General features: G+C 70.7%; 20 protein-coding genes. 11 read left to right on the top strand and 9 right to left on the bottom strand.

Annotated features, from left to right (window positions below):
* The first annotated feature begins 99 nt into the window (after positions 1 to 99).
* Positions 100 to 717, top strand: coding sequence for an outer membrane beta-barrel protein (locus tag OV427_RS33240; RefSeq protein WP_267860233.1), 618 nt, complete (start codon positions 100 to 102; stop codon positions 715 to 717).
* 6 nt (positions 718 to 723) lie between these two features.
* On the opposite strand, the gene OV427_RS33235 is transcribed toward OV427_RS33240, so the two are convergent.
* On the bottom strand, positions 724 to 2,061 hold the full coding sequence (locus OV427_RS33235; RefSeq protein WP_267860232.1) for a glutamate--cysteine ligase: 1,338 nt from the start codon (positions 2,059 to 2,061) through the stop codon (positions 724 to 726).
* 59 nt (positions 2,062 to 2,120) lie between these two features.
* Between OV427_RS33235 and OV427_RS33230 the strand changes: the two genes are divergently transcribed.
* From OV427_RS33230 to OV427_RS33220, 3 genes are all read left to right on the top strand, one after another.
* Positions 2,121 to 2,936, top strand: coding sequence for an EI24 domain-containing protein (locus OV427_RS33230; protein ID WP_267860231.1), 816 nt, complete (start codon positions 2,121 to 2,123; stop codon positions 2,934 to 2,936).
* Positions 2,937 to 3,149: 213 nt separating this feature from the next.
* Positions 3,150 to 6,395 (top strand): MXAN_5808 family serine peptidase, encoded by a 3,246-nt coding sequence (locus tag OV427_RS33225; protein ID WP_267860230.1) that lies wholly within the window; start codon positions 3,150 to 3,152, stop codon positions 6,393 to 6,395.
* Positions 6,396 to 6,541: 146 nt separating this feature from the next.
* Positions 6,542 to 7,441 carry a hypothetical protein gene (locus OV427_RS33220; RefSeq protein WP_267860229.1) on the top strand — a complete coding sequence of 300 codons (900 nt, stop codon included), beginning with the start codon at positions 6,542 to 6,544 and terminating at the stop codon, positions 7,439 to 7,441.
* Positions 7,442 to 7,447: 6 nt separating this feature from the next.
* Here OV427_RS33220 and OV427_RS33215 read toward each other — a convergent pair whose 3' ends face one another.
* On the bottom strand, positions 7,448 to 8,173 hold the full coding sequence (locus tag OV427_RS33215; protein ID WP_267860228.1) for a glycerophosphodiester phosphodiesterase: 726 nt from the start codon (positions 8,171 to 8,173) through the stop codon (positions 7,448 to 7,450).
* Between OV427_RS33215 and OV427_RS33210 the strand changes: the two genes are divergently transcribed.
* A complete protein-coding gene (locus OV427_RS33210; protein WP_267860227.1) occupies positions 8,172 to 8,522 on the top strand; it encodes a twin-arginine translocase TatA/TatE family subunit in 351 nt (116 codons plus the stop codon). The genes OV427_RS33215 and OV427_RS33210 overlap by 2 nt on opposite strands.
* Before the next feature lie 44 nt (positions 8,523 to 8,566).
* On the opposite strand, the gene OV427_RS33205 is transcribed toward OV427_RS33210, so the two are convergent.
* Together OV427_RS33205 and OV427_RS33200 are read right to left on the bottom strand one after the other, a co-directional pair.
* On the bottom strand, positions 8,567 to 9,373 hold the full coding sequence (locus OV427_RS33205; RefSeq protein ID WP_267860226.1) for a hypothetical protein: 807 nt from the start codon (positions 9,371 to 9,373) through the stop codon (positions 8,567 to 8,569).
* Positions 9,374 to 9,379: 6 nt separating this feature from the next.
* Positions 9,380 to 11,869, bottom strand: a complete 2,490-nt coding sequence (locus OV427_RS33200; protein WP_267860225.1) for a zinc-ribbon domain-containing protein — start codon at positions 11,867 to 11,869, stop codon at positions 9,380 to 9,382.
* Between the two features lie 166 nt (positions 11,870 to 12,035).
* On the opposite strand from OV427_RS33200, the gene OV427_RS33195 reads away from it, so the two are divergent.
* Positions 12,036 to 12,698 (top strand): polyhydroxyalkanoate synthesis regulator DNA-binding domain-containing protein, encoded by a 663-nt coding sequence (locus OV427_RS33195; protein WP_267860224.1) that lies wholly within the window; start codon positions 12,036 to 12,038, stop codon positions 12,696 to 12,698.
* 37 nt (positions 12,699 to 12,735) lie between these two features.
* Here the strand turns inward: OV427_RS33195 and OV427_RS33190 are convergent, their stop codons facing one another.
* On the bottom strand, positions 12,736 to 13,539 hold the full coding sequence (locus tag OV427_RS33190; protein WP_267860223.1) for a ParA family protein: 804 nt from the start codon (positions 13,537 to 13,539) through the stop codon (positions 12,736 to 12,738).
* A gap of 12 nt (positions 13,540 to 13,551) precedes the next feature.
* The gene (locus OV427_RS33185; RefSeq protein ID WP_163995415.1) at positions 13,552 to 13,860 is read right to left on the bottom strand and encodes a hypothetical protein; all 309 of its coding nucleotides are present in this window, start codon (positions 13,858 to 13,860) and stop codon (positions 13,552 to 13,554) included.
* A gap of 165 nt (positions 13,861 to 14,025) precedes the next feature.
* Between OV427_RS33185 and OV427_RS33180 the strand changes: the two genes are divergently transcribed.
* From OV427_RS33180 to OV427_RS33165, 4 genes are all read left to right on the top strand, one after another.
* Positions 14,026 to 14,940: an ArsA family ATPase gene (locus tag OV427_RS33180; RefSeq protein WP_267860222.1), complete on the top strand. Its 915-nt coding sequence runs from the start codon at positions 14,026 to 14,028 to the stop codon at positions 14,938 to 14,940.
* The gene (locus tag OV427_RS33175; RefSeq protein WP_267860221.1) at positions 14,937 to 16,052 is read left to right on the top strand and encodes an ArsA family ATPase; all 1,116 of its coding nucleotides are present in this window, start codon (positions 14,937 to 14,939) and stop codon (positions 16,050 to 16,052) included. The genes OV427_RS33180 and OV427_RS33175 overlap by 4 nt, the downstream gene beginning before the upstream one ends.
* 212 nt (positions 16,053 to 16,264) lie before the next feature.
* Positions 16,265 to 17,407, top strand: coding sequence for a tetratricopeptide repeat protein (locus OV427_RS33170; protein ID WP_267860220.1), 1,143 nt, complete (start codon positions 16,265 to 16,267; stop codon positions 17,405 to 17,407).
* Between the two features lie 55 nt (positions 17,408 to 17,462).
* A complete protein-coding gene (locus OV427_RS33165; RefSeq protein WP_267860219.1) occupies positions 17,463 to 18,662 on the top strand; it encodes a M48 family metalloprotease in 1,200 nt (399 codons plus the stop codon).
* 135 nt (positions 18,663 to 18,797) lie between these two features.
* Here OV427_RS33165 and OV427_RS33160 read toward each other — a convergent pair whose 3' ends face one another.
* Both OV427_RS33160 and OV427_RS33155 read right to left on the bottom strand, forming a co-directional pair.
* The gene (locus OV427_RS33160; RefSeq protein WP_267860218.1) at positions 18,798 to 19,319 is read right to left on the bottom strand and encodes a tetratricopeptide repeat protein; all 522 of its coding nucleotides are present in this window, start codon (positions 19,317 to 19,319) and stop codon (positions 18,798 to 18,800) included.
* A gap of 6 nt (positions 19,320 to 19,325) precedes the next feature.
* Positions 19,326 to 20,789 carry a hypothetical protein gene (locus tag OV427_RS33155; RefSeq protein WP_267860217.1) on the bottom strand — a complete coding sequence of 488 codons (1,464 nt, stop codon included), beginning with the start codon at positions 20,787 to 20,789 and terminating at the stop codon, positions 19,326 to 19,328.
* A gap of 191 nt (positions 20,790 to 20,980) precedes the next feature.
* On the opposite strand from OV427_RS33155, the gene ruvX reads away from it, so the two are divergent.
* Complete coding sequence (gene ruvX / locus OV427_RS33150; RefSeq protein ID WP_267860216.1) at positions 20,981 to 21,439, top strand: Holliday junction resolvase RuvX; 459 nt, start codon at positions 20,981 to 20,983, stop codon at positions 21,437 to 21,439.
* A gap of 13 nt (positions 21,440 to 21,452) precedes the next feature.
* Here ruvX and OV427_RS33145 read toward each other — a convergent pair whose 3' ends face one another.
* Complete coding sequence (locus OV427_RS33145; protein WP_267860215.1) at positions 21,453 to 23,036, bottom strand: ArnT family glycosyltransferase; 1,584 nt, start codon at positions 23,034 to 23,036, stop codon at positions 21,453 to 21,455.
* Between the last annotated feature and the right edge of the window lie 30 nt (positions 23,037 to 23,066).

Raw genomic sequence — 23,066 nt, 5'->3', positions numbered from 1 at the left:
CGCGACCCTGCGAGCCACCGCCCGCCGAAGCGTCTCTCTCTGTAGCCTTCTCGACGCATGCCCACCTTTCCGCTGACCGATTCATCGGGGAGGAATGCGATGCGACGTTCGATTTGGGGAGGAGCCGCCGTAGCGGCCGCATGCCTGGCAGCGCCAGCGTTCGCGATTGAGGCCCAGGAGGTGGGCCCGAGGCTGCACGTGAAGGAGAACCCCGTGGTGGGGCTCGATGTCAGCCTGGGCGTGGGCGGCTTCACCGGCGACCTGGCCGACAACACCAACCCGGGCCCGTTGCTGGGCATCGCCGCCACCGCGCAGCCCTGGTCGCTCATCGGCATCGAGGCCGGCTACCAGGGCCAGCGCCTGGCCATCGACGACAGCCGGGTGGACAGCGGCGAGGGCATCTGGCGCCACAACGGGGCCGTCCTCGGCAAGGTGGGGCCGCTGCTCGACGAGAAGTGGCGGCCCTTCGTGGGGGCAGGCCTCGGCCTGAGCTACCTCAACCCCTCGAACGGCGCGGAGAACGTCTACGACAACGACGTCCAGACCGAGCTGCCGCTGACGGCCGGCCTGGACTACCGCTTCGGCAACATCGTCGCCGGCGCGCGCGCCACGTACAGCCTCGTCGGCAACGAGGAGCTGGTCCAGGCGCCCGGCGGCGGTGGTGATGAGAAGGGCAGCCTGTTCAACGCCAACATCACCGTTGGCGGACGCTTCTAGCGCGCGTCACAGCGAGAAGCGGGCCAGTACCGACTCGGGGCGGGGGTCCTTCTCCCACGCCTCGAGCACGGCCACCGCGGGCGAGCGTCCCGAGGCGGCCACCTCGGCCAGCGGCTCCAGCAGCGGCGCGTCCGCCGCGTCCAGCCGCTGCAGGCCGCGCCGGGAGATGGCCACCATCTCCGCGGCCAGCCGCTTCAGCTCCTGCGAGCCCAGCTTCCCACCCAGCCCCTCGCGGCGCGCGGTGTCGTGGAAGGCCTGGTGCTCGGCGAAGCTCAGCTTCGGCAGGAGGCGCTCCGCCTCGTCCAGCGCGGTGGCGTCGTAGAGGATGCCGCGCCACAGCGCCCCCAGCGCGCCCGTCATCGCCGGATTCACGCAGTCCGCGCCGCGCACCTCCAGCACCTTCTTCAGCCGCACCTCGGGGAAGAGCGTGGACAGGTGGTCCGTCCAGTCGTCCAGGTCTGGCGGCTTGCCCTCGAAGCCCTCCTTCAGGAGCTGCCGGAAGGTGAGCTTCGGGTGCAGGTACTCCCCGTTGCGGCGCAGGAAGAGCAGCGGCGCGTCCAGCGCCCACTCCACGTAGGCGCGGTAGGAGAACGAGCCGTCGAAGAACGCCGGCAGGTAGCCACAGCGCGTCGGGTCCACCTCGTCCCAGACGCGGTTGCGGAAGGACAGGTAGCCGGACGGCCTGCCCTCCACCAGCGGGCTGTTGGCGTAGATGGCGTTCATCAGCGGCGCCAGCCGCGCCACCACCACCGTCTTGCGGACACAGTCCGCCTCGTCCGCCCAGTCGAGCGACACCTGTCCGGTGGCCGTCATCAGCATCATGTTCAGCGCCAGCCGGCCGCGCTCCGGCAGCGTGCGCCGCATGACCAGGTAGCGCGTCTTCGGCATCCACGGCATGTCCGCCGGGGTGACGGTGGGCCGGTAGCCCAGGAAGACGATGCGCAGGCCCAGCGCGTCCGCCGCCGTCTTCACTTCGCGCAGGTGGACCAGGTTCTCCTCGTGCGCCTCGCGCGCCGTGTGGAAGGGGCTGCCGGACAGCTCGAACTGTCCCCCCGGTTCCAGGGAGATGGTGGCCATGCCACGCTGCAGGGCGATGACGGGCGACTCGGGCGTCTCCCGGAAGGGCGTGTAGCCCCCCGGCGCCAGCCGGCCCAGCAGCGCGCCCACGCCCGACGCACCCTCATAGGGCAGGGGCTTCGAGGACCCGGCGGGATAGATGAACTTCTCGTGCTCCAGGCCGAGCCGGTGCTCGCCCCGGGGCTTCTCGGCGGTCCGGAATCCGGCCACCAGCATGTCGACGGAGGTGATGGGCTCAGAGGCCGCGCGCTTGAGGTCGAGAGACATGGGCGCGCCCTATATAACGTGGGACGTTGGACCCGCCCTGATTTGCGCACGGCCCCTTCATGACCCCACATTCCGCCGTCCCCGCCATCGCGTCCAGGCCCCAGTTGTCCGATTTCTTCCAGGGCCTGGGACTGCTCGGGCGCGCCTTCTCGCTGCTCTTCCGTTCCCGGCGCCTGTTCCTCCTGTCCCTCCTCTGCGCCGCCGTCACCGCCGTGGCGCTGGTGGGACTGGGCTGGGTGCTGTGGCGCCACGCCCCCGGCCTGCTCGGCGGGTACTGGCCCCTCCCGGAGTCCTGGTACGGCCGCTTCGGCTGGTACACGGTGCTGGTGCTCTCCTCCCTGGTCGTCTGGGTGGTGGGCGCCAACGTGGTGCCGCCGCTCCTGCTCGCCCCCCTTCAGGACCCGCTCTCCGAGACGACCGAGGCCGTGGTGGGAGGGGACGAGGGCCCGCCCTTCACCCTGGCGGGCTTCATCCGCGGCATCGTCACCGGTGTGGCGCACACGCTGGCGCGCCTCTTCTTCCTCGTGGTGGGACTGGCCGTCCTCATGCCCCTCCACCTGATACCCGGGGCGGGCAGCGTGCTGTGGACGGTGCTCGGCAGCCTGTGGACCATGACGTGGATGGCGGGCGAGTTCCTGGCCGCCCCCATGACCCGCCACCTCTACCCCTTCGCCGAGGTGCGCCGCATGCTCCGCGAGCGGCGCGCCCTCTGCCTCGGCCTGGGCGCGGGCGTCTACGTCCTGCTCTGGGTGCCCATCCTCAACACCTTCTTCCTGCCCCTGGCCATCATCGCCGGTACGCTCCTGTACAGGGGCCTGCGCGAGGCCCGGCTCCTGCCGCCGCCTCCGGACGGTACCCCGGTTGCCCTGAAATAAACGTCCGCGCTGGCTGTCCTCCCGAGGTGGCGGGAACGCAATGACCGTCAGGGACGTTCTGCATCCTCAGCAGCAAGGCGATGCCTTGAAGCACCCGGCAGGCGTGATTAGGCTTGCCCGGCCGCTTCCAGCGCTCGTTTTTCGCTTCACAAACGTACGGAATCTCAGGGCATTTCTCGCAATACCCAGGGGCGTTTCGGCGCTCCAGCTTGGATGAATCACATGCCGCGTTTCTTCCGCCGCATCACAGCCGTTGCCGTGCTTCTCGGCGCCTGGGCCCTGGTGGGCAGCAACCGGGCGCCCTTGCCGCTCACCATGGGCGCAGCCGAGGCCGGGCAAGGCTCCTGGGACGGCAGCCTGCCTGCCGCCAAGGGCGAGAAGGCCCAGCACGACCTCAACAGCCTCCGCGTCCTGACGAAGGTCATCCTGTACGTGAAGGAGAACTACGTCGACCCGAAGCGCGTGCGGCCCAAGGAGATGATGATCGCCGCGCTGGAGTACGTGGAGAAGAGCGTCCCCGACGTGCTCGTGGACGGCAACGCCGAGACGGGCAAGCTGAACGTCAACGTCAACGGCAAGCAGCGCGAGTTCGACATCGCCCACGTGGACTCGCTGTGGAAGATGTCCTTCGCCCTCAAGGACGTCTTCGACTTCCTGTCGAAGAACATGCGCCCCATCGAGGAGACGCGCGACATCGAGTACGCCGCGGTCAACGGCATGCTGTCCACGCTGGACCCGCACTCGGTGCTGCTGCGCCCGGAGCTCTACCGGGAGATGAAGCTCTCCACCAAGGGTGAGTTCGGCGGCCTGGGCTTCGTCATCCAGATGCGCGAGGGCAACCTCACCGTCGTCAAGGTGCTGCCCAAGACGCCCGCGCACCGCGCCGGCATCCAGAAGGACGACCGCATCAAGAAGATTGGCGAGGAGTCCACCGTCAACATGGACCTCAACGAGGCCGTGTCCAAGCTGCGCGGCCCGGTGGACAGCCGCATCACGATTACCGTCGAGCGCGACGGCTGGGACAAGCCCCGCGCCATGACGCTGGCGCGCGCGATGATTTCCATCGAGAGCGTCCAGCACAAGCTGCTCGCCGGCAACGTCGGCTATGTCCGCCTGAAGAACTTCCAGGGCAACACCACCCGCGACCTCGAGTCCGCGCTCACCGAGATGCGCAAGCAGGCGGCGGCGAAGGGCGGCTTCAAGGGCCTGGTGCTCGACTTGCGCGGCAACCCGGGCGGTCTGCTCGAGCAGGCCATCCAGGTCTCCGACACCTTCCTCTCCAGCGGCACCATCGTCGCGACGGTGGGCCTGTCCGACAAGCTCCGCGAGGAGAAGCGCGCGCGTCCCACCGAGGGCGAGGACGCGTACCCCATCGCGGTGCTGGTGAACGCCGGCAGCGCCTCCGCGTCTGAAATCGTGGCCGGCGCGCTGAAGAACCTGGACCGCGCGGTCATCATCGGCCGCCAGACGTTCGGCAAGGGCAGCGTGCAGGTGCTGTACGACTTCCCGGATGACAGCGCGCTGAAGCTGACCATCGCCAAGTACCTCACCCCGGGCGACGTCTCCATCCAGGAGGTCGGCATCGTCCCGGACATCCAGCTCGTCCCCACGCGCGTCACCGACGAGCGCCTGGACGTGTTCGCCCCGCGCCGCTCCATGGGTGAGGCGGACCTGGACCAGCACTTCGGCAACCCGGACTCGTCCACCGTCGCCAAGAAGCGCGAGGACGTGCTGGACCGCGAGAAGCCGCTGGACACCCTCAAGTACCTGAAGGTCGACGAGAAGCAGCAGCAGGCCAGCGCCGCCAAGGAGGAGACGAAGAATCCGAAGGTGGCCGCCAACGAGAAGGCCGCGGGCGAGAAGAAGCACGGCGACAAGGAGAACCCGCTGCTGGACGTGGACGTGGCCGGCCAGGGCGAGGACCTGGACGACCAGCTCGACGCCGAGTCCCAGGACGAAATCAAGGAGGACTTCGAGGTCCAGTTCGCGCGCGACTACGTGCTGAAGGCCCCGGCCACCAACCGCAAGCAGCAGCTGGCGCAGGGCAAGGGCTTCGTGGACCAGAAGCGCAAGGATGAAGAGGGCCGCATCAACTCCGCCATCGCCGCGCTGGGCGTGGACTGGAGCGCGGGCCCGACGCCGAAGAACGTGCAGCTGGCCGCCACCCTCAGCCCCGGCGCCGACGCGAAGATTGCGGCCGGCGAGGTGCTGGAGATGGTCGTCACCGCGGAGAACAAGGGCACCGAGCCCCTCAAGCGCGTGCGCGCCTGGACGGAGAGTGACAACGCCTTCCTGGACCGCCGCGAGTTCCTCTTCGGCGCGCTGAACCCGGGTGAGAAGAAGTCCTGGAAGGTGAAGGTGCGCCTGCCCAAGGACCTCACCAGCCGCCGCGACGACGTGACGGTGCGCTTCTTCGACGACCAGGGTGCGCTGCCCGAGACGCGCGTGGCCGAGCTCAACTTCGTGGAGCTGCCCCGCCCCGCCTTCGCCTTCAACTGGCAGGTCATCGACGACTGCGCCACCTGCAACGGCGACGGCACCGTGCAGCGCGGGGAGACGGTCGCGGTGGTGCTGGACGTGACGAACGCGGGCACCGGCCCGGCGCTCGACTCCTTCACGCAGATCAAGAATGGCGGGGACGCCAACATCTTCATCGAGAAGGGCCGCTTCAAGCTGGGCGAGCTCAAGCCCGGCGAGACGAAGTCGGCGCGCTTCAACCTCGAGGTGAAGAAGGGCTTCAAGGGCGACAGCTTCCCGCTGAAGCTGGCCATCATCGACGAGCCCCTCGAGGAGTTCGTCATGGAGAAGCTGGAGCTGCCCGTGCGTGACGCCGCGGTGGCCGCGCTGGAGCCGAAGAAGTCCTTCGTCCGGGTGAACGACAAGGCGGAGCTGTTCGGCGCCCCGACGGCGGAGGCCCGTCCGGTGGCGAAGGTGGGCGGCGTCACGGTGCTGCCCGTCGAGGCCGTCACCAAGGGCTTCTACCGCGTGGAGATGGAGAAGGGCCGCTTCGCCTTCGTGCGCACCCAGGACGCCCGCGAGCAGAAGTCCGCGGGCCGCGCCACGACGCCCAAGCTGGCGCTGGCCACGCAGCACCGTCCGCCGGACATCCGCCTGGACGTGGACCCGGCCGCCGGTGGCCTCGTCGCCAGCGGGGACAAGTTCACCCTGTCCGGCGCGGTGAATGACCCCAACGGCCTGCTGGACGTCTACGTGCTGGTGAATGACCAGAAGGTCTACTTCAAGGGCGTGGACCCCAAGGGCGGCGAGCCCAACACGCTGAAGTTCTCCACCGAGTTCGCGCTCAAGGAGGGCAACAACAACGTGCTGGTGGTGGCCCGTGAGGACAGTGACTTCGCCAGCCGCCGCACGCTGGTCATCCGCCGCCGTCCGGCCGAGGTTGCCCAGAAGGTCTCCGCGCCGGGCACCAGCGCCACCACGGTGAAGCCGCAGCAGCAGTAGGCACCCACGGCGTTCCGCCTCTTCCGGGCGGCTCTTCCTTCGGGAGGGGCCGCCCGTTTTGTTGACGCTCCTCGCGGGCAGGCGTTAGCGTCCGACGCGTTGGGCGCCCCCCGGCCGGTCGCGCGCCCCCGGAGGCGGTGACTCGAATGCGGACGTTCAGTCGGTGGCTGGTCCTTGCGGCCTGTGCTTCAGGGGCGACGGCGTACGCGGACGACAACGACCTGCAGGTCTACCAGTTCGGCAACCCGGACCGGGACGAGCTGAACTTCAAGGTGTCCGCCAACGCGGACTTCCAGGCCTTCGCGCGCGTCATGGGCGCGGCCATCACCTCCGTCAACCTGATGCCGCCGGAGACGACGGGCCACTCGGCCTGGGCCATCAACGCCGAGCTGTCCGTGGTGTCGCTGCCGGACAGCATCCTCATCCCCACGGAGACCGCGCAGCCCTCCACGGTGCTCATCCCCTCGTTCCACGTGCGCAAGGGCCTGCCCTTCTCGCTGGAGCTGGGTGGGCGCGTAGGCTGGATTGAGAAGAGCCGGCAGGTGGTGGGCACGGGCGAGTTGAAGTGGGCCGTCAACGAGGGCTTCACCTGGCTGCCGGACCTCAGCGTGCGCGGGCACGTGACGCACCTGTTCGGCGCGCGGGACTTGAGCCTGACGGTGATGGGCCTGGACTTCGGCGTGGGCAAGCAGTTCCCCCTGGGCGGCATGGTGACGCTGACGCCCTACGGCGGTCTGGACCTGGGCTTCGTGGGGGCCACCTCCAGCCTCCTCGACTTCAACCCGAGCCGCTCCTTCGACGACTCGACGGCGAACGACTCGCGCGCGGCGCTGGAGGACACGGCCGAGTACAAGAAGGTCTCCTTTGGCGACAACGTGAACCAGCGCCTGTACGGCGGCGTGCGGTTCATCGGCGGCGTGCTGCAACTGGGCGCGGAGCTGTCGCTGACGCGCACGGGCAGCGTCACTCCGGATCCGGACTCCTCGGAGACCGTCGGCGTGCCGGCGGTGTTCGCCTTCAACACCACGCTCGGCTTCGACTTCTGAGCCCTCCTACGCGGCGGCCCTGAGGGCCTCGCGCACGGCGCCGGGGCGGTTGGTGATGAGGTAGCTGACGCCCATCCGCTCCAGCGAGGCGGCGCGCGCGGGGTCATCCACCGTCCATGCGGCCACGCGCAGGCCGGCATTGCGCCACGCGGCCACGCGCTCGTGGGTGCACGCCTCGTGGAAGGGGTGGACCGAGTGTGAGGACACCAGCGGGCTCACCCCGTACGCCTGCACGGCCCAGGGCTTGTCCGGGTCGATGAGGAAGCCCCGGCGCAGCTCGGGCGCGACGGCGGCGAGGCGGAAGAGGCACAGCGGGTTGAAGCTGGAGATGACCACGCGCTCGGCCAGCCCGCGTCGGCGGACCAGGTCGGCCACCTTCTTCGCGAGGCCGTCGTCGTCGAAGCGCTCGCACTTCAGCTCGATGTTGACGAGGAAGTGGGCGGGCAGCGCGTCGAGCACCTCCTCCAGCAGGGGGATGCGGGCGGGGGCGAAGCCCAGCGGCGAGCCCACGTCGGCGCGCTGGAGCTTCCACCATGGCGTGACGCGCACCTCCCAGGGCAGGCGTGCGAGCCGGTCCAGGTGCTCGTCGTGGCAGACGACCACCTCGCCGGAGCCGCACACCATGGCGTCCAGTTCCACGCCGTCGGCGCCCTGACGGGCGGCCTCGGCGAAGGCGTCGAGGGTGTTCTCCGGGGCATCGGCGCTGGCACCGCGGTGGGCAAGCAGGAGCATGGGCCGCCAGTCTGCGACGTCCGGGCCCGCCGCGCAGCAACGGTGCGGGCGGGCGCGTCCGGAGGTGGACGCGCGGCTTGCCTCCCCCGCCCCTTTGCTGCACTGTGCCCGCACCATGCTGGGCCTCGGCCTCGGAGAAATCATCGTCCTCGGCTTCATCCTGTTGGTGGTCTTCTCGGCCGCCCGCATGGGTCAGCTCGGCAACGCCGTGGGCAAGTTCGTCTACTCGTTCAAGAAGGCCTCCAAGGGCGAGGACCTGGTCGACGCGAACTCGAAGTCGCTCACCTCGTCGCGCCGGGGCAGCACGGACGCCGAGTTCAGCGACCCGAACCAGCCGCGCCGCCGCTAGGCCGGGCTCCGTCCCGTCTCCCGCGCCGCCGCCAGGCCTGACGCTCAGTCCAGTCCGTGAGGCCCGGTGCGCCGCACCGGGGCCGGGCTGTCGGGCACCTGACGCTCGTCTCCTGCGCTGGTGAGCAGCCGGCGGGCCTGCTCCCGCAGGGCCGGGTGCAGGGTGGTGCTCGAGACGACCTCGCGCAGGTCCGTGCTGCTCAGGAGCGGGACGATTTTCGCGCCAATCTCCGGCGGCAGGTACGGGTTGAAGACGAGCGCCCGGCGCACGTCATGACGCACGGACCAGCGCGGTGACTTCCAGATTTCGATGAGCGGCTCGGGACGGGCCGGGCGGCGGGCGGCGATGCGCACCACCAGGTCCTCGGTGAGGCGCGGGTTGATGAGCACGTTGCGCAGGACGGACGGGTCGCTGACGGTGGCCAGGCGGGAGAGCGTGTCCGGATCCCTCGTGAGGCGCGCCTGCTGCTTGAGGTGGCCCAGCGACTGGGAGAAGGCGGTGGCGTCCGCGCGAGCGGCGGCATCCGCGTCCATCTCCTTCTTCGCGGGGCCCTGGGCGAACAGGTCCGCCACCGTGTCGAGCGACTGCACGTGCGCGAGCCGGCGCAGCGCCTCCACGTGGGGGATGTGCTCGGCCTCCTGCGCCAGCGCGGCCATGAAGTCGGACAGGACGCAGGAGGCGGGCGCCCAGCCTCCCCGAGCCAGGGTGATGAGCTCGCCGACCAGCTCGTTGGCGTCGAGCGGATCCCGCCGGGCCAGCTCGCGCGCGGCGGCCTTGCGGCGCACCCCGGCGCCGCCGCTCAGGGCGTGGAGGAAGCGGGCGACGGTGCGGGCCTCGTCCAGCGTGCTCATCGTGACCTACTCCGTGCGGCCACCGGCCTCCGCCGTCGCGGGCGGCACCGGCTCCAGCGTCACCTCCAGCCTGAAGCTGCCGAGGTCCGTCGGGTACTCCTGGAACATGACGAGGAAGGGCACCTTCGCGCCGGGCGCCACGGGGGTGGCCGCCGCGTCCATGCGCTGGCTCAGCGCCGTGGCCGCCTCCGAGTTGCCCACGGCGTGGAGTTCCTCGGGCGTGGGCACCGCGCCGGCGAGCGCCTCCGCGGAGCGCACGCGCTGGTTGCCGTCATACAGCGCGGCGCGCACGCGGACGCGGGTGGCGGCGCCAGTGCGGTTCTCCGCCTCGCCCCGGACGAAGAAGAGCGGCCGGCCAGACCGCGTCTCGTAGAGGGCGTTCGTCACATCCAGCGCCACGAGCGGCCGGGGCGCGGGGACGACGAGCGTGCGCAGGCGGTCCGGGGAGAGCACGGACAGGTCCACGCGGCCCTCGCGCAGGTAGACGCCGCCCACGGCGGCGAAGGCCACGACCAACACGGCGGCCACGACGAGGTTGGCGACCAGCGCAGTGGCCTTGCGGGCGCGGCTCGGAGGCCGGCTCTGGGGAATGCCCACGTCCTCGGGCCGGGCGGTGGGCCGGGCGACGGTGACGGCGGGCGCGGACGGCAGGGTGCCCACGTCGAGCACCTCGACGGCGCCCGTGCCAGGGGCACCGACCTTGCCGAGGGTGACGGTGAACTCCTGGGCCTCCGCCATCGGGGGCACGTCCCCCAGCAGCGAGCCCCCGCCGGACTCGGACAGGGAGGCGAGGTCCTCCAGGCCGTCAGCATGCGGAGGCGGCGCCCCGAGCAGCGCGGCGCGGCCGGTGTCGGTGGGCTGCATGCCGGCGTGCTCGCCGAACGGGTCCACGTCCGAGGAAAGGTCGAACAGGTCGCTGGCGCTGGAGGCGGGCCGTGGGGGCGGAGCAGGAGCCCTACCCGGCTGCGCGGCCACGGGGGCGGGAGCGGCGGCACTCGCGGGCGACGCGGCGGGAGGCGCCCCCTGGGAGCCAGCGAGGCCGATGGACGCGAACGGGTCCTCGCCCGAGGGCGCAGTCACGGACGCCGGGTACGCGGCGGTGACGGTGACGTCATCGACGTCGATGGAACCGAACGGGTCCTCGCCAGCCGGAGCCGGCAGGGGGGCAAGAGCAGAGGGCCGCACATCGGTGACGGTGGCGTCATCGATGTCGATGGAACCGAACGGGTCCTCACCCGGGAAGGAGGCGGCGGGAGGAGGAGCCCCCTTCGCAGCCGGGCGCACCGGCCCCAGCGCCACCGCTCCCGTGGGCTCCGAGGTCGGAGGGGCCGCGGCCCGACGAAGCGCGTCGGCGGAGGGTGCCGTGGGCGAAGGCAGCGGGTTCGGAGCCGCGGCGGGAACCGCCGTCGCGGGAGCCCTGGGCGAAGGCGACAGGCCGAACGCGCCCGTCGAGACGGGGGCTGCCGGAGCCTTGGGGGCCGGCAACAGGTCGAACGCCCCGGCGGGCACGGGCGGAGCGGAATCGCCAGGAGCCCCGAGCAGGTCCGCGAACGGGTCATCGCCCCCCAGAGGGAAGGGAGGCGGCGGCACGGCGGCGCCCGGAGCGGGTGCGGTGCCCCTGCGTGCATTCGCCGGAGGAGCGCCAGACGCCGGAGGCCCAAGCGCCGCCGGAGGAGCTCCAGGCGCCGGAGGCGGCCGGCTCCCCGGACCGGGAGCAGCGCCCCCTGGCCCCCCACGAGCGGCCATGGGCGCCTGGGCGGCCCCCTTCGGCGAGCCGAACATGGTCACCGGAGCAGGCACGGCCGCGCCCGGGGAGCCACCCGCGGCAGCGGCGGGCGCCACACGCCCCGGCCCCGGGCCAGGAGGAGGCGGCGGCGCGCTCCTCGCCCCGGCCACGCCCGGCAGCGGCACGGCCCCGGACGTCGCACCGGGCAGCGGCACGGCCCCATCCGACAGGTACGGCAGTGCCTCCGACGGAGGTACCGCGCTCCCATACAGCCCCGTCGCCGGCCGGCCCGACAGGCCCGGTCCTCCCGCGGGGGCGGGCAGCGGCACGGCCATCCCCTGCCCTTCGGGCTCGGAGAAGTCGAACGGAGTCGCCGTAGGACGGGCGGTCGGGGGCAGCGGCATGGGGCCGATACGGGTCGGCTCCTGGAAGACGCCGGCCTCCGTGTCGATGTCCCCATCCACGCTGTTCCACGGCATCGCGGGCGGGCGGGCGGGCGGGCCCCGGGTGGCCTCCACGCCCTGCGCGAAGAACCCCGGCTTCGTTATCTCCACATGCTGGGGGTCAGGAGCGACCCCGAACTCCGCAAATGGGTCCGCCTGCCCCGTCGGAGGGGGCACGGGCGGCGCACCCGTTCCGCCCGTGGCGGTCTCACGGGTCACCCGGAAGGTGTTCTGACACTTGGTACAGCGGACCTTGACCCCCTTGTCCGTCACCTTCTCATCGGGGATCTTGAACCGCGTCTGGCACCGCTCGCACTTGACGATCATTCAGCAGGCCCGGCTGGGAGCGCGAGTATAGGGGCAGTAGGCGGACACGGCGAGCCGGGTTCTCGTTGCTTGCTCGCTATCAACCCCTCTGCTACGAGGTTCGCCCCTGCGAGACTCAGGCGGGGCACGTGGCTTGGAGTCGAGCCCAAAAGGGGCGGAGAGACACATGAGCGAGGCCGAGCAAGCAGGCGCTCCGAGCAAGGAGCCCAAGATCATCAAGCGGTACACGAACCGGAAGCTCTACGACACCGTGGAGAGCCGGTACGTCACCCTGGATGAGATCGCCGCGATGATCAAGGAGGGCACCGAGGTACGGATTGTCGACAATCGTACCAAGGAGGACCTGACCTCGGTCACGCTCGCGCAGATCATCTTCGAGGAGGAGAAGAAGAAGAACCAGATGCCGCTGTCGGTGCTGCGGGAGATCATCCGCCACCCCGGCGAGTCCATCTCCGGCTTCATCCAGAAGGAGGTCACCCCCCGCGTGGCCTCCATCCGTGAGGAGGCCGAGTCCCGCCTCGACAAGCTCCTGCGCCGCGACGAGTCCACCGGCAAGACGGACGCCCCCGCCGCCGAGGAGCCCGCCGCCAGCGCCGCCACCCCGGACACCGCGGGCGCCGCCGCCGGCCTCAACCCGGCCGACCTGCTCAAGGCCAGCCAGCGCGCCTTCGAGGACTGGCAGCGGAAGATCGACGAGCGCGTGAAGCACGTCGTGGAGAACCTCACCGGCAACCTCCCCGCCCTGGGCCGCGACATGGCGTCGCTCACCCAGCGTCTGGAGGAGCTGGAGAAGAAGCTCGAGCAGGTCGAGCAGCAGAAGAAGCAGTAGCCGCCCGAGCGGCGCGAGTCGCCTTCGCGGCCGCGCCCTACGCCACCTTCGGCGTCCGCCCCTTCTTCCGGGGGGCGGGCCCGCCGTGGAGCTCGGCTGCGATGGCCGCCAGCATGCGGGCCCCCCGGCTCTTCGGCGCGTACTCCCAGATGGTCTTCCCGTGGCTCTGGGCCTCGTCCACCTTGACGTCATAGCCCAGCGGCGTGGCCGCCAGCGCGTCCGGGAAGTAGGCCTTCAGCCGCTCCAGAATCGCCGTGGCCAGCGCCGTCTTCCGGTACAGCGTGGGCACCACCTTGGTGACGCGCAGCTCCGGCCGCCCTTCCGCCTCGCCCACCTGCCGCACCGTGTCCGCCACCTCCGCGCAGCCGTCCAGCGCCAGGTACGTCAGCGCCACCGGCACCACCACCTCCGTGGAGGCCACGAGGATGTTGCGCGTGGTGAGCCCCATGGACGGCGGCGCGTCGAAGACGATGGCGTCGTAGCCCGCGTCCTCCGCGGCGCGCAGCCGGTCCGCCAGCCGGTGCGCCCGACGCGCGTCACCCGCCACCACCACCGGGAAGTCCGCCATCTCCTTGTACGCGGGCAGCACGTCCAGGCCTTCCACCGCCGAGCGCCGCACCACGTCCTCGAGCCGCACCGCCTCGTCCGTCAGCAGATGGAAGACGTTGCGCGGCAGCGTGCGCACGTCCACGCCCAGCACCTTGCCCGCGTGGCCCTGCGTGTCCAGGTCCACCAGCAGCACGCGCAGGCCCTGCTCCCGCGCGAGCCACGCGGCGGTGTTCACCGCCAGCGTCGTCTTGCAGGTGCCGCCCTTCTCGTTGATGAAGGCGATGCGCCGCATGGCGGGAGCGGACTACTTCTTCGAGGAGGACTTCGCCGCCACCAGCGTGTCCACCTTGCCCTCGACCGAGGCCAGCATCCGCTCCAGGTCGTCCACCTTCGAGCGCAGCTGCTCCAGGTCCGCCGTGGACGGCAGGTTCATGGCAGACAGCGCCGTGCGCAGCGTGCTGTCGAGCGTGCCCTTCGCCGCCAGCGAGCGGGCCACCAGCGTCTGCACCGTCGCCACGAACTTCTCGTTCGACAGCAGCTGCTGCGCCAGCTTGCCAATCCGCTCCTCGCCCGTCTCCACCAGCTTCTTCATCACCGGGTTGTTCTTGAGCATGGAAAGCGCGTCCTCGCGCGCGAGGCCTGAACGGCCTTCAGGAAGTCAGGAAAAAGACGCCGCACTCTGCGAGTTGCCAACGCGACGTGTCAAGCAGCGCAACAGAACGCGGCCAAACGCGTTGACTCCTGGAGACACGATTCCTACGGTTCGCCGCTCTCTTTTATGGCCGGACTACTCGACAAGCGTCTGTGGATCGTCTCCGGCAAGGGCGGAGTCGGCAAGAGCACCATTGCCGCGGCCCTCGCCCTGGCCTCCGCGCGCGCGGGGCGCAAGACGCTGGTGTGCGAGGTGAACACGCAGGAGCGCGTCAGCCGCTTCCTCGAGCGCCCGGCGGCCGGCCCGGAAGTCACGCTGCTGGTGGACAACCTCTGGGCGGTGGACGTGCGCCCCCAGGAGGCCATGCGCGAGTACGGCCTCATGGTGCTGCGCTTCGAGGCCCTCTACAAAACCGTCTTCGAGAACCGGCTGGTGCGCTACTTCCTGCGCTTCATCCCATCCCTGCAGGAGCTCGTGCTGCTGGGGAAGATCATGTTCCACCTGCAGGAGAAGGGGCCGGACGGCCGCCCGCGCTTCGACACCATCGTCATGGACGCGCCGGCCACCGGGCATGCCATCTCCTTCCTCAGCGTGCCGCAGGTGCTGCTGCAGACGGTGCCCCCGGGGCCCATGTCCCGCGAGGCGCAGAAGATGCGCGACTTGCTCGTGGACCCGGCGGTGACGGCGATGGTGCTGGTGGCGCTGCCGGAGGAGATGCCGGTGAACGAGGCGCTGGAGCTGCACGCGGCGCTGCGTGACAAGGTGAACATCCGCACGCACGCGGCGGTGCTCAACCAGGCCTTCCCGGAGCGCTTCACGGAGGCGGACCTGGAGGCGCTGCTCGGCCACCCGGAGCTGCACGCGGCGGCCAAGGCCCACCATGACCGCGCGGCGCAGGCGGTGCTGGCGGGGACGAAGCTGGAGCGCAACCTGCACGCTCCGCTCTTCACGGTGCCCCGGCTCTTCACACCCGAATTCGGCAGAGACGCGATTGAACAGGTCATGGGGCATCTCGAACCGATGGTGACGGGGGAGACGTGAGCACGACGGCCCTGGCGTCCGCGCTCGCGGGCAAGCGCGTCCTCATCTGCGTGGGTTCGGGAGGCGTGGGCAAGACGACGGCGGCGGCCGCGCTGGCCCTGCGCGCCGCGGTGGATGGGCGCACCAGCCTGGTGTGCACCATCGACCCGGCGAAGCGGCTGGCCAACTCGCTGGGCCTCACCGGGCTGGGCAACACCGAGACGCAGGTGCCCGCCACCGCGCTGGAGCCCCTGGGCATCCATGCCCGCGCGCCGCTCTACGCGATGATGCTGGACATGAAGCAGACGTGGGACGACCTGATTGCCCGCGTCGCCCCGCCGGACCAGCGCGAGCGCATCCTCTCCAACCGCTTCTACCAGTCGCTCTCCACGGCCCTGGCGGGCAGCCAGGAGTACATCTCCATGGAGAAGCTGTGGGAGCTGCGCCGCCGCAACTCCCACGAGCTCATCGTCCTGGACACGCCCCCCACCGCGCACGCGCTGGACTTCCTGGACGCGCCCAACCGGGTGTTGGACTTCCTGGACAACGAGGCGGCGAAGTGGCTGCTCGCCCCCGCGCTGAAGGCGGGCAGGCTGGGCATGTCGCTGTTCAACCGCAGCGGCTACGTCATGCGGGCCCTGGCGAAGTTCACCGGCACGGAGATGCTGCAGGAGCTGTCCAACTTCATGCTCGCCATCTCCTCCATGAACGAGGGCTTCCGTGAGAGGGCCCGCGGTGTGAGGGAGTTGCTGGAGGACCCGAGCACCGGCTTCGTGCTGGTGACGAGCCCCCACCCCGAGCGCATGGACGAGGCCATCCACTTCCACACGCTGCTGAAGCAGCACCGGATGGGCGTGGTGGCGCTGGTGGTCAACCGCGTGCACCCCATGCCCCCGGAGGCGCTGTGGGAGGACGCGGCCACGCTGACGCCCACCCGCCGCGCCAAGGTGGAGGAGACGCTGCGCGAGCTCCAGGTACTGGCCGAGCAGGACCGGGAGGGCATCTCCCAGCTCGAGGCCGCCTGCCCGGGCGTCCCCATCATCCAGGTGCCCCGCTTCGAGCTGGACGTGCACGACATCACCGCCCTGTGGCGCACCAGTCGCTACCTGCTGGGCGACGAGTCGGTTTCCTGACGGAAGCCGCCTTCCCGGAGCCCGTGTCGTCCGCGGTGCCCTTCCCGTCCGGAGGGCAGGCGGCCGGGGAGGCGCGGGCGGCAAGGGCGCATTAAGCTGGGCGCGCCCACCGTCGTGGTTGGGAACTCTCCGGGCCTCCGCGATGTCGGGGAGTAGGGCCGGTCATCCGGTCCAGGAGGACGCACTTCGTGATTGGCAGAGAGCGGGCGCACATGTCGGTCAATCGGTGGTGGTGGCTCGCGGCGCTGGGGCTGGCGGTGTCCGGGTGCCGGACGACGGGCTCGGCGGCACGGGCCGACGGGCAGGGGACTCCGCCCAGGCAGGAGCTCCAGTTCGACGCGGTGACGGTGACGGCGGACCTGGAGCTGGACAAGCTCAACGACGAGGAGCTCTTCGCGGGCGGCACCTCGGCCTTCGCGGCCAATGACTTCAAGCAGGCGGCGCGCTACTTCGGCCGGCTCGCGGACTTCCACCCGGACAGCAAGCACCGCCGCGCGGCCCTCTACAACGCGGGCCTCGCCCACCAGCGCCTCAAGGAGTGGGAGGAGGCCGGGCACCGCTTCTCCGAGCTGTCGGACCCCGCGAAGGGCACGGGCGACGCGCTCGACGCCGCCTTCCGCGTGGCGGAGACGCAGTACCACCTGGAGCGCTTCGACGACGCCGTCGCCCTGCTGGGCGTCATCGCCGAGCGGCAGGACCTCCCCCTCAACCGCCGGCTGGAGGCCCAGGTGCAGCAGGGCGTCTGCCAGCTGGAGGCCGGCCGCTCCGAAGAGGCGGAGAAGACGCTGCGCAAGTCGCTCTCCACCTACGACGGCCTGGCCGACAAGGACGAGGTGGACGACTACTTCCCCGCGCAGGCGCACTTCTTCATCGGGGAAATCTACCGGCTGCACTACGACGACGTGAAGCTGGACGCCACCCGCGGCAGCGACAAGCTCGCCGAGGACCTCAACTACAAGGCGGAGCTGCTGCTCTCCGCGCAGGGCCACTACCTGCGCTCCATCCGCGTGGGCAACGGCTACTGGGCCACCGCCGCGGGCGCGCAGATTGGCGCCCTCTACGAGAATCTCTACGAGCACATGGTGAACTCGCCCGCGCCGGCCGAGCTCGACGCCAGCGAGGCCCAGGTCTACCGCCAGGAGCTGCGAAAGAAGATTCGCGTGCTGCTCACCAAGTCCATCAACATCTACGAGCGCACCCTGGAGACGGCCGAGCGCATCGGCTCGCAGAGCGCCTTCGTGGACCGCACCCGCGAGAGCCTCGCCAAGGTGAAGGCCCTGCTGCTGGCGGACGCGGAAGCCGAGCCCGACTCCACGTCCACGCCGTCCGGCGCGGACGCCGAGCCGCACTCGTGAGCCCCGGCCCCGGCTGGGCAGCCGGGGCCCGCGCGGCGTAGCCTGGGGCCCCCCCATGGAGCCCCTCTTCACCGCCGAGCAGCTCGCGGAGATTCACGCGTACCACCTGCCCCACTACATCCGGGCCGCGGTGGACCCCTTCGCGCGTCTGGCCTTGCAGGCGCTGCTGCTCGGGGTGTTCGTCCAGCCCCTGTATCGCGCGGCCACCTCGACCACCGCCGGGCTGGAGCGCCGGCTCGGCGTGCTGCGCACGGCCCCCGTCAGCCGTGCCTTCTTTCGCGCCATGGACCGGCTCTGGGGGGAGGCCGGATGGGGCACCGCGGTGCTCTTCGCGCTCTTCATCGACCTGTTCGTCAAGCTCGTCTACCTGCCGGTGGACGTCTGGTTCACGTACACGCTCGAGCACCGCCACGGCCTGTCCAACTACACGCCGGGCACCTATGCGTGGGACCTGCTCAAGGGAAACCTGCTGGTGGCGTTCTGCCTCGCCGCGCTCGTCATCGGCATGTATGGGCTCGCCCGTCGCGTGCGGTACTGGTGGCTGGTGCTGGGCGTGCCCGTGGCCCTGCTCATGCTCGTGTCGTCGGCCCTGGACCCGTACCGGGACCTCCTCTACTTCAAGCAGAAGCCGCTGCCCGCCGGCCCCCTGCGTGAGCACATGACGGCGCTGATGGCGCGGGCCGACATCCCCTTCTCCGACGTGCTGGTGGCGGAGACCTCGGTCGCCTCGCGCCGCGTCCAGGCGTACTTCGCCGGCCAGGGCCCCACGCGCGCCATCGTCCTCAACGACGTCATCCTCAAGGAGCTCTCCGAGGACGAGGTCCTCGCCGCCGTGGCCCACGAGGCCGGCCATGTCCAGGAGCCGAAGTGGCCCGGCCGCATCACCGCCTCGTGCGCGCTGATTGGCCTGCTCTTCGCCATTGACCGCCTCCTGCGGCTTTCCGCCCGCCGGGGCTGGTTCGGCACCACCCGCTTCGCGGACATCCGCACCCTGCCGCTCATCTCGCTGCTCGTCATCGTCGTCATCCTGCTGGGCAACCCCATCTCGGCCGCCTTCTCGCGCGAGCGTGAGCGCGAGGCGGACCGCTACGCCCTGCGCCTCACCGGTGACGCGGAGTCCTTCCGCCGCATGCTCGTGAAGGCCGCCCGGGTGAACAAGATGGACCCCGAGCCGCCCCGCTGGGTCATCCTCAAGGGCATGAGCCACCCGCCCATCGGCGAGCGGCTCGCCGCCCTCCCGCCGCCAACACAGTAGCGCCGCGCTTCCCTCGAAAAAGCGGCCGGCAGGTGGACTCCCCGCGACTCCCGCCCTCACCCCTCGCGAGCCCACCCGCCGACAGCCGCCGCCGGTCCGCTCCCCGACGTCCCGGCGGCCCCTCGTCACACCCGCCTACGGCTGCGAGTCCTCCTTCAGTTTCTCCACCGCCACCAGGGCGATGGCCTTCACCAGCGCCCGCGCCCGGCGCCCCGCCGCCGTCTCCCCGTGCGGGTCCGCATCCACCGCGTTGGCCAGGTCCGTGAATCCCTGCCGGTCTCCCTTGCGCAGGTAGAGCTCGCCGCGGTTCGCCAGGGCCACCGGGTTGCCCGGCTCCCTCGCCAGCGCGGCGCTGTACTCGGCGATGGCCTCCTCCAGCCGTCCCAGCTTCTGGTACACGGTGCCCAGCGCCGCCCGCGCCGCCGTGTCCTTGGGGTTTCCCTCCACCAGCCCCTCGAAGAGGATGCGCGCCTCCTCCAGCCGGCCGGCGGCCGCCAGGTCACAGCCCACCTGCGCGATGGCCTTCGCCTCCTCGAAGGTCATCCCCTCCACCTCCGCCCACGTCGACTCTCCGCGGGCAAACGCCTTCAGCCGCTGCACCGCTCCGCTCTCCATCCGCATGGCCGTTGCTCCCTCGTGTTTGATGACGCGTCCCATGGCGGCTCACGCGCTCCGCAGGTTGGAGATGGCCGTCTTCGCCATCTCGTGGAACTTCGAGGACATGTTGCTCATCAGCTCGAACATGGCCTTGCGCTTCTCCATCAGCTTCTGAAGGCGCAGCTCCAGCTCCTGCATGCTGCTGTCGATCTTCGCGGCCTTCTGCTTGTCCGCGTCGCTGGTGCCGAGCGTGGCCCGCTGGTCGCGCTGGTCCGCCATGTCGTTCAGCACGCCGAGGAGCTCGTCGTCCGTGTTCTCCGCGATGGACATGAGGATGGCTTGAATCTTGTCCTCCACGCTCATGTTCGGATTGTCGAGGATGCTCTTCACGCTCGAGCCACCGCTGCCCACCGGCTTGCTTCCGCCCGTGGAGGGCTGCGTTCCCGAGGAGCCCTGCACCGAGCCCGCCTGCCGCAGCGCCGCCGTCACGTCCGGCCGCCCCACGATTCCGTCGCGCCCGCCCACGCCATTCGCCATCTCCAGCCGGTCGTAGTACTCGGGGTGGTCCTTGAAGAACTGCGCGGCCCGCTTCAGCGTCGACGAGGCCGCCGGGCTGTTCAGGATGGCAGCCAGGTTGTCGCGCGTCAGCACGTTGTCCTTCGTCCCCACCGCCGCGTCGAACGTGTCCCAGTTCGCGTTCAGCACCGACAGCGCGTCGCGGTACTCGGCGAAGTCCGGGTCCAGCGCGGTCCCCGAAGAGCCCTGGGTCGAAGGAGTGGGCGAAGGACTGTCACACGAGGGCGTCCTGCCGGTGCCCGGCGTCGGCGTGGGCGTCCCGGTGCCGGGAACACCACCACTACCGGGAACACCACCGCTGCCGGGCGTACCACTGCCCGGGCGCTCGGGGCGGCCGTACCGGGAGAACTCACCTTCCACCCGCTTGAGCTCGCTGCTCAGGTCCTTGAGGTTGAAGCGGTCATTGGTCAGCAGGCCCATCACACCGATGTTGAGCAGCTTGTTCCCGTTATCGAGCCGCTCGAACAGCGCCTTGTTCTCCAGCATGAAGCGGGCCGCGTTGCGCAGCTGCGGCGACAGGCTCGCGTCGCTGGAGATGCGCTCCAGGTCCTTCTTCGACAGCGAGCCGTTCTTCTTCCCATCCAGGTAGTCGAGCTGCTCGAAGTTCGCCTCCAGCACCCGCAGCGAGTCCGCGTAGTCGAGCATCTTCGGGTCCAGCGGGCTCTTGCCCGAGGGCAGCACGGGCGAGGAGGACGCATAGCCCTCCCCCACCTTGGAGTCCCCGCCCGAGGGCGGGCGGTACTCCGTCTTCGCGGCAGGGTTCTGGGACAGCTCCTTCGCCACGCCCATGGCGCCACTGGCCACCATCATGACGTTGCCTGTCGCAACCCCCGCGGCGGCCTTGATGGAGTTGGTGATGAGCGGTGGCAGTCCCAGCGCGTTGCCCGCGAGGTCCACCACGGCGGACATGGGGTCGGCCAGCAGGTTGGCCGCACCTTTGAGGAAGTCGAGCATGAGCCCTCTGGCGCGGCGGGGTTGGATGGACGCCGCGCAGTCACCGTCCTGTTTGCAGCGCCGGTGCCGCCCGCCATCCCGCCCTTCCTCCAGCGAAATCCACGGGTTGGCCCGGTCACCGTCCGCGGGCGCGTCCCCGCACGCGGACGGGGCGGTCCACGGCGGGGGATTGGGGCTAGAGTCCCGCCGCCATGCGGACCATGGGCCTGGACCTGGGCACCAAAACCATTGGAGTGGCCGTCTCGGACGGACTGGGCCTGACGGCCCAGGGCGTCACCACCGTGCGGCGCACCTCACTCAAGGCGGACCTCGCCGCCCTCGCCACCCTCGCGAAGGAGCACGAGGTGAGCCGGGTGGTGCTCGGCCTGCCGTTGAACATGGATGGCAGCGAGGGCCCCCGCGCGGAGGCCTCCCGCAAATTCGCGGACACGCTGGGCACCGCGCTGGGCGTCCCCGTCGAGCTCTGGGACGAGCGGCTGTCCACCGTCGCCGCCACGCGCACCCTGCTGGAGGCGGACGTCAGCCGTGCGCGCCGCCGCGAGGTCATCGACCAGGTGGCCGCCCAGTTCATCCTCCAGGGATGGCTGGACGCCCACCGCCCGCCCGACTCCGGCTACCACGCGGACGACGACTACGACTCGGAGTCGTGAGCCGCCGCGCGGACTACGGGCGGCGCCGGTACACGTGCAGCGGCGCCGAGAAGCCGTCCTGCTCCTCGTAGGCGACGCCGTCCAGCACCAGGGAGCGGCCCTCCAGCTTCACGCCGGGGTCTTTCAACAGCGTGCCCTGGTCGAAGCGGATGAGCACCTCCGGCCGGGCCTCCTGCAGACGCTTGCGGAAGGTGTCCCAGCGCACGCGCGCCAGCCGCTCCTCGGGCAGCCCGGAGAAGAAGGCCAGCTGCAGGTCCATGTAGCTGGGGTCGTCGTCGAGGGCCACCGCCCCGCCCTTGCTGGCCACCTCCGCCTTCACGAAGTCCGCCACCTTCATCACCGCCACCGGGTTGGTGGAGGTGGGGCTCACCGGCCGCATCGAGTCCTGGAGGCGGCCTTCCGCACGGAAGGTATAGAGGCCCATGGCCACCGGCACGGCCACGGCGAGCACCGCCGTCACGCCCGCCAGCGCCTTGCGCACGCCGGCGCCACGGCTGCCCACCAGCGCGGCGAAGCCGAACGCCACGAACACGGGCACCACCGCCACCTGCGTCACCGTGAAGCGACCCAGCGGCACGAAGGTCAGCAGCACCACCGCGCGGAAGGTGAAGTACGCCGCCGGCACCACCGCCGCCGCCACCAGCCAGCGCGTGTCCGGGCGCGCACGCCACGCCTTCACCATGCCCCACATGCCCAGCAGCGCCACGCCAGGGGACAGGGTGAGCAAGGCAATCCCGGGCCAGAACCCGAGCTGCTGCAGGCGCCAGCCGATGGCCGCGCCCGAGCCCGCCGAGGACAGCACCCAGCTGCGATGGAACTCCTCCACCGCCTTCACCGGGAAGAACGGGTCCCCGTGCATCAGCTCGTTGCCCTGCATCCACAGCAGGGGGAACGGCAGGCACACCAGCCCGAAGCCCACCGCCCGCGTCACCGCAGCCACCTTGTCCTCGCTGCTGAAGCACAGCGCGAGCGTCAGCAGCGGGATGTACATCCACGCGTCGTAGCGCAGCGCACAGGCGAGGTTGAGCATCAGCGCCGCCTGGAACAGCGGCGCGAAGCGATTCTCATCCACGCCCTCCGCGTACAGGGCGAAGGTGGCGAGCATGAAGAAGAGCGACACCGCCTCGCTGCCCGCGGTGGTGGCGAACTGCATGTGCATGCCCCAGGCGGAGAAGGCCAGCCCGGCCACCACGCCCGCGCGCCAGCCGAAGAGCCGCCGTGTCAGCGCGAACATCGGAATCACCGACAGCACGCCGAACAGCAGGCTCACCGCGCGGCCCGCCACCTCGCGGTCCATCACCGACAGCGCCGCGCCCACCAGGTACATGTGCAGCGGGCCGAACTGGTAGGCCCCGTCGCCGTACGCGGTAATCACGTGCGGGGCGCTCAACCAGCGCTCCGCCAGTTCCGTGCGCACGACGGCGTCGCCGTAGAGGTTCTCGTTGACGGCGAACACCAGCAGGCGCGGCACCAGCGCCGCCACCAGCATCAGCCCGATGAGGAGCCGGTTGCTCGGCTCGGGCACGGGGGCGGGCACCGCCGAGAGATTCGGCGTGTGGGACGGCGGAGCGGACAGGGGGGAGGGGGCGGTCGCCATTTCGCGCGGCAGGATACGCAGGCAGGGGCC

Source organism: Pyxidicoccus sp. MSG2 (assembly GCF_026626705.1).
Taxonomy (GTDB): Bacteria; Myxococcota; Myxococcia; order Myxococcales; family Myxococcaceae; genus Myxococcus.
The sequence above is the reverse complement of the archived record's forward strand: the minus strand, read 5'-3'. Positions and strand labels throughout refer to the sequence as shown.